We start from the raw sequence: 6,189 nt of genomic DNA, 5'->3' as shown, positions 1-6,189 counted from the left end.
GGATCTCTTTGATACATTCTTGGATAAGATATATGCTTGTTGAAAGTTATTATAGATTGGAAATTTTGTTCAATTTGCTATTGCAATTTACGAAGTTTATCTAAAGTAATAAATGTTCAAATGGTGGGTTATTTTACAAATATATGGAGTTGTTAAGATACACTGCGAAATTTAATTCCGCAAATTCAGTGAAATTTTCTACAACTAGACTTTAGTTTTTCATTTAAGTAATATATAAGTATTGCAACTTTAAATAAGAAGAGTTATGATACCAAAGTAAATAAGTACATAAAAACAGATGAATGGAGCGAAAACTATGATTACAGTTTATGGAACACCAATCTGTAAGGACTGCCTTGCAATGAAAGTAGTTTTTGAACAATTAAATGTCGAATATCAGTATATTAATATCACAGCAAATAGTTTAGATTTACGTGCATTTTTAAAAATGCGAGAAGAGGAGCCCGTGTTTACAGAATTTAAAAAGAATGGCGGAATCGGTATCCCATTTTTTGTGAAGGATGATAAAAAATCTTTTGATATCAATGAAGCATTATCCTGGGAAGGGATTGTACCAGTTGCTGAGGATGAATTAAACAGAATTACAGAAGAATGTATTCTTTTATGTAAATAGTGAAAAGTGAAAAGCCTGTATTTGGATGTTTGAGGTACATCTAAATGCAGGCTTTTTGGATATGTGTTTAATAATGTAATAGGTTTCTGATAGAACGCTTCCATTGTAAGCGATCAATCAAATAGTGGATGTAAAATACTCCCCAAACATGAGATAATTTCTAGAGGTGGAATGAATATGATGTTTTTAAATGTACCTTTTCATCAAAAAGATGAAGCAAAAGCACTTGGAGCTAAGTGGAATGCACAAGCAAAAAAATGGTTTATACCAGATGGATTAGATATTGAAAAATTTGGGAAATGGTTACTGCTAATTGAGCTTGTACCTAAAACCGCTTGGTATAAAAATTTACGATCAGAATTAACGAAGGAAGAATGGGAAAGTGTCAAACAAAAAACTTTTACGGCAGCAAATTACACTTGTGAAATTTGTGGAGGAAAAGGTATTAATCATCCAGTTGAGTGCCATGAGGTGTGGCAATACGATATTGAGACTGGGGTGCAGACTTTGATTAGGACAATTGCATTGTGTCCAGCTTGTCATGAAGTCAAACATTTTGGACTAGCTAATATTAAAGGTAGATTTAAGATTGCTATGGCGCATTTAATGAAGGTGAACAATTGGAATGAGGATACTGGAAATTGGCATTTTGATACCTGTGGAGAAGAATGGTTAAAACGCAATGAAATTGACTGGATATTGGATGCAAGGTGGTTATTGGATTTTATAGATTTATCTGAGAAAACAAAACAAACTATTTTAGATCATGCGGAGGAGCTATATTTATTAGATGAAAGCTCCGATACATATAGCGCTGCCGATCGTTAGGCGTTTTTTACAGAAGAATAAATTTGTTTCAGTCATATAGTCTTATACCTCTAAAGGATTACTTGTATAATCAATTGAACAATAAACAAAAAAACCATAGGGACTATTCATGTGTTAGAATGTAATTTTCTGTTCAGTGATTTCTTCGGCATAATAGAGACTAGAAGGCTCATGTACAATTATTACCGCCAGCAATGTACCAATAAATATTATGATGCCAAATATAATAAAACCAAGGCGGAACTGACTTAGAAACATAGCACCAATAACCTTGAAACCATTATTACCTAGAGCCATACCCAAAACCGCCATAAGCAAAGGAAGCCAGACCTTTCTGTCTCTCTGGCGCGTAATCAATCCATGCAACCATTGGTACAACTATGAAGTTCATGGCAACCTGTCCAATCATCCAAAATATCAGTAGCATCACTATTCCCTTCGAAAAAGATGCTCCAATCATAGAAAGCATAAAAGCAAATGCGCCGCCCACAATCCAAATTGCACGACGCCCAAATCGTGAAGGTGGCTTATCTGATAAAGCACCTGCTACCATATTGGATACGGCAACAATTAGCATACCCATAGTAGAAAATAATACTACAAGCTGAATTTTATTAGCTGCATCCAACTGTTGCATGAGTACAGGCAAGAATAATTTTATCCTCCGTATTGTTTGGTTTCAAATGAATATAAACCCAGTTATCGCCATCATAGTAAAGACCAAGACCTGCTGTTTTTGAATAATGGTCTGGATAGAAGGAAACAATTCTGGCGAATTTATACATAAACACTTTCATACGATTCCAGACAATAATCTAATTTTTACTATAACTTCTAGCCCAATTTTAAACGCCATACAATTTTTTTAGCAAATAGCCGTGCTTTTATTTGTCTGATAGAAATCATTAATGTATAATGGTATAGAAGTCTTCAGTATTAATAATTGTGACTTAAATATGGGTATTTTCTTCTGTAAGGATACACAATTATGAATGTTTTAAAACTGATGATATGGTTTAAAAATTTTCACCGAATACGGATAGAAATGTAAAATAAGTAGGGATGTTGATTAATGAACGATTTTTTACCGATAAGTAAGCATGATATGAAACGACGTGATTGGGATGAACTGGATTTTATTTTTATTTCGGGCGATGCCTATGTGGATCATCCAAGTTTCGGCCCGGCAATTATCTGCCGTCTGCTGGAAAAGCATGGTTACAAGGTCGGAATTATAGCTCAGCCTGACTGGCATAGTACAACGGATTTTATGAAGCTGGGAAAACCGCGATTAGGTTTTCTTGTCTCCAGTGGCAATCTTGATTCAATGCTTAACAAATTTACGGCTGCTAAAAAAACACGGCATCAAGACAGCTATTCACCGGGGGGGAAAACCGGCTGCCGTCCGGATCGTGCTGTTGTTGTATACTGTAACCGTTTACGTGAATGCTGGAAGGATGTGCCTATAATTATTGGTGGCATTGAAGCTAGTCTGCGCCGTTTTGCTCATTACGATTATTGGACAGACTCAGTTCGCCGATCAATTCTTATGGACAGCCGGGCGGATCTTTTGATTTATGGGATGGGTGAACACCAAATTCTTGAAATTGCTGCTGGTCTCCAGCAAGGAATTGGTATCACCAACCTTATTTCGATAAAAGGTACTGCCTGTCGACTGAAAAATCTTGATGTTATATGGGACTATGAACAGATTCCTTCCTTTGATGAGGTAACTGCTAACAAACAGGCATTTGCTGCAGCATTTAAAAGTGAATATCTCGAACAAGACCCAATTCGTGGCAAAGCACTGGTACAAGCTTGTAATGGACAATATATTTTACAAAATCCGCCATCATTGCCACTAAGTGAAACCGAAATGGATGAAATATATGATCTTCCTTATAGACGGACATATCATCCTATATATGAAAAAGATGGTGGTGTTCCTGCCATCCAAGAAGTACAATTTAGCCTTGTAAGCCATCGCGGCTGTTTTGGTGGCTGTAATTTTTGTGCAATCGTTTCCCATCAGGGACGAATCATTCAGCATCGCAGCCATGAATCTTTACTGAGAGAAGCGCAAATCTTAACTAAAATGCCCCAATTTAAGGGCTATATTCATGATGTTGGTGGTCCAACAGCAAATTTTCGTATTCCATCGTGCAAGCAGCAGCTTGAACGCGGTACCTGTCGCGGACGAAAATGCTTAGCACCACAACCATGCCGAAATCTTGAGGCAGATCATTCGGATTATTTGTCATTACTGCGGAAATTACGCTCACTGCCAAAAGTAAAAAAAGTATTTATTCGTTCAGGTATCCGCTTTGATTATCTTTTAGCCGCTAAAGATGAATTTTTAGAGGAGCTTTGCCGTTATCATATAAGCGGGCAGCTTAAAATAGCTCCAGAGCATGTTGCCGAGAAAGTCACGAGCTTGATGGGAAAATCAGGACGAGATGTATATGTACGCTTTGCCAGTGCTTTTAAAAAAATGAATGAGAAAATTAACAGCAAACAATATCTTGTTCCTTATTTTATGTCGAGTCATCCTGGGGCAACATTGCGGGAGGCTGTTGAACTAGCTGAATTTATCCGTGATCTTAATTATCGTCCTGAACAGGTACAAGATTTCATTCCGACTCCGGGAACACCGTCTACTTGTATGTATTACAGTGGAATAGACCCACTCACCGGAAAACAAGTTTATACTGCTAAGGATGCCCACGAAAAGAAAATGCAGCGGGCACTTATGCAATATCGTGATCCAAAAAATTATCATCTGGTTCATGAAGCACTTATCCGAGCCAAAAGGCAGGATCTGATTGGTTTCGCTCCTAAGTGCCTAATCAAACCATTATCAACAGAAAATAATTTCCACAAGAATAACAAATCTGGCAGCAAGCCAGATACAAGACATAAAATATCAAGAAAAAAACGTTAACGAAATAAGGACTTTCATAGGTGTCTGTCGTTTATTTTATTATAATTGTTTTTCCGATATATCATGATGTGGTGGAAATCCTTTATGTTGTTCATCCTGTGATTGTTCAGACTGCGGCTGAAAATCTTTCTCTTCATCATACTGAATTGATATAGGCATACTATAAGAACATTTCGACGTGATAATAATTGCTGCCATGCCAGTTATTATAAATAAAGATATTGTACCTTTTATTATCCTATTATGTATAAACTTATCCATCCATATCATCTCCATTAATAAATATTATTATTCGCTATATGTTAGATAATTATTTCTCCGTGCTTAAACCTTGCTATGAATTAACTAGATTTTTCAGTAATACTACCGTTTGACAACAGTTTTAATTTTTGCGCATCGGAAGTCAGGTTGTTTAAATAACCTTCCAGTTTTGTTGTTTTTTTACTCATATTTGTAATTTTCTCCTGTTGTAACGAATTGGCTTTTTGCAACTGGGCAATTGTTGTTTGATTAACTTTATTAGCAAAAAAAGTATATCCAGCAAAACTCATTCCGCCTATAAATAATAATGCACAAATAACTATAGAGATTACAATATATCTAAAAAACTTGCTGCTAATCTGTATCTTACGTGTAGTTTTAGCATTATTAGAAATGATTTTGATAATATAATCCTGCGATATATTTTTCTTAGTGACATTAAAGCACCTCCTTTATAATTATAATAATTTTAATACTATTAAGTAGTTAATTTGTGACTTTTTTGTGTTATATTAAAAACAAAGAGTATAAGTACAATGAAATTATTACTAATAAATTCATTGTACCTTTGCTTTCTATGTAATATTTTTTTTATTACTATATACTTTTCATTATATCTATGCTATAATGAACTAATTTAAAAGAAAGGAGTTATGCCTATGCACGAAAAATATAATAGAGAAACTGGAGAAATCCTAACAGCATTATACAAAAAAGGGTTTAATGAGAAAAACTGCCTTATATGTGGTGATGACCATATATTAGCTACAAAAACAGATAATTACTTAAAACTTACCTGTAGAAAATGTGGCAGTATGCACTCATTAAATACTAAAATGATCTTTAGCAATATAGCATGATCAAAGTAAACACCCCACAGGGTGCTTTTTTTATATAAATGAATACACCAAAAGCCGCAGCCTTATCAAAAGGTCTGCGGCTTTTGGTGTATATAGGTAAGGCGCTATAGATTCAATCTAGCTTCTTTGTAAACATTCAATCAAATAGTGTATAGAAAAAATACCGCTAATCCTGTATTGTACTTACAAGGTGTGAATGTCAATGAAAAAGTTGCGCCACCTGAATGTTAACATACTTAGCTACAGTATTACGATAAATTTTCATTTTTTTAGTAATTTGACTCTGACTTTTCTTTTCAATTAAAAATTTACGCCGGATTATTTCATAATCTTGCATAGTGATAATCGCCTTACAATCACCCTCTATAATTAGATTTCTTTAATCTAACTATAGAGAATATAATACTAAGTGGCTCGCTTATAGAATATCATCTACAATATCTTCTAGTCGTACAGATAAATGAACAAAAACATCATCTTCACCATCTACCGGTAACCAATATCTAGCCATCTTCCCTGAAATAATATCCCCTTGTCCTGTTTTACTTACAATTGTTTTATTAGCCAAACTGGATAGGTTACAATTAACTAGACAACTTTTTTAAGGTCATGTAAAATAACATCAATAATAAAGGAGTTATAACATCATGACTAAAAAAAGACCA

9 protein-coding genes are annotated in these 6,189 nt (G+C 34.7%); 4 read left to right on the top strand and 5 right to left on the bottom strand.

Features of this window, described 5'->3' with window-relative positions; all coding sequences use genetic code 11:
• Positions 1-316: 316 nt before the first annotated feature.
• Together HNR32_RS13415 and HNR32_RS13410 are read left to right on the top strand one after the other, a co-directional pair.
• Positions 317-634: a glutaredoxin domain-containing protein gene (locus tag HNR32_RS13415; protein WP_183863518.1), complete on the top strand. Its 318-nt coding sequence runs from the start codon at positions 317-319 to the stop codon at positions 632-634.
• Between the two features lie 177 nt (positions 635-811).
• Positions 812-1,462, top strand: coding sequence for a DUF5710 domain-containing protein (locus tag HNR32_RS13410; protein ID WP_183863516.1), 651 nt, complete (start codon positions 812-814; stop codon positions 1,460-1,462).
• 114 nt (positions 1,463-1,576) lie between these two features.
• Here the strand turns inward: HNR32_RS13410 and HNR32_RS13405 are convergent, their stop codons facing one another.
• From HNR32_RS13405 to HNR32_RS14565, 3 genes are read right to left on the bottom strand one after another with little or no spacing between them, the layout of a single operon-like run.
• On the bottom strand, positions 1,577-1,759 hold the full coding sequence (locus HNR32_RS13405) for a hypothetical protein (RefSeq protein WP_183863514.1): 183 nt from the start codon (positions 1,757-1,759) through the stop codon (positions 1,577-1,579).
• On the bottom strand, positions 1,746-2,099 hold the full coding sequence (locus HNR32_RS13400; RefSeq protein WP_183863512.1) for a hypothetical protein: 354 nt from the start codon (positions 2,097-2,099) through the stop codon (positions 1,746-1,748). Before HNR32_RS13400 ends, HNR32_RS13405 begins: the two co-directional genes overlap by 14 nt.
• Positions 2,077-2,247, bottom strand: coding sequence for a hypothetical protein (locus tag HNR32_RS14565; protein WP_375782647.1), 171 nt, complete (start codon positions 2,245-2,247; stop codon positions 2,077-2,079). The genes HNR32_RS13400 and HNR32_RS14565 overlap by 23 nt, the downstream gene beginning before the upstream one ends.
• A 287-nt stretch (positions 2,248-2,534) precedes the next feature.
• On the opposite strand from HNR32_RS14565, the gene HNR32_RS13395 reads away from it, so the two are divergent.
• Positions 2,535-4,403 carry a YgiQ family radical SAM protein gene (locus tag HNR32_RS13395; RefSeq protein WP_183863510.1) on the top strand — a complete coding sequence of 623 codons (1,869 nt, stop codon included), beginning with the start codon at positions 2,535-2,537 and terminating at the stop codon, positions 4,401-4,403.
• 39 nt (positions 4,404-4,442) lie between these two features.
• Here the strand turns inward: HNR32_RS13395 and HNR32_RS13390 are convergent, their stop codons facing one another.
• Entirely contained in the window at positions 4,443-4,664 is a 222-nt protein-coding gene (locus HNR32_RS13390; RefSeq protein ID WP_183863508.1) for a hypothetical protein, read from the bottom strand.
• An 80-nt stretch (positions 4,665-4,744) separates the two neighbouring features.
• Positions 4,745-4,954: a hypothetical protein gene (locus HNR32_RS13385; protein WP_183863506.1), complete on the bottom strand. Its 210-nt coding sequence runs from the start codon at positions 4,952-4,954 to the stop codon at positions 4,745-4,747.
• A 369-nt stretch (positions 4,955-5,323) separates the two neighbouring features.
• Between HNR32_RS13385 and HNR32_RS13380 the strand changes: the two genes are divergently transcribed.
• A complete protein-coding gene (locus HNR32_RS13380) occupies positions 5,324-5,524 on the top strand; it encodes a hypothetical protein (protein ID WP_183863504.1) in 201 nt (66 codons plus the stop codon).
• Positions 5,525-6,189: the final 665 nt, after the last annotated feature.

It is taken from the genome of Pectinatus brassicae (assembly GCF_014201835.1).
Lineage (GTDB): Bacteria > Bacillota > Negativicutes > Selenomonadales > Selenomonadaceae > Pectinatus > Pectinatus brassicae.
The sequence above is the reverse complement of the archived record's forward strand: the minus strand, read 5'-3'. Positions and strand labels throughout refer to the sequence as shown.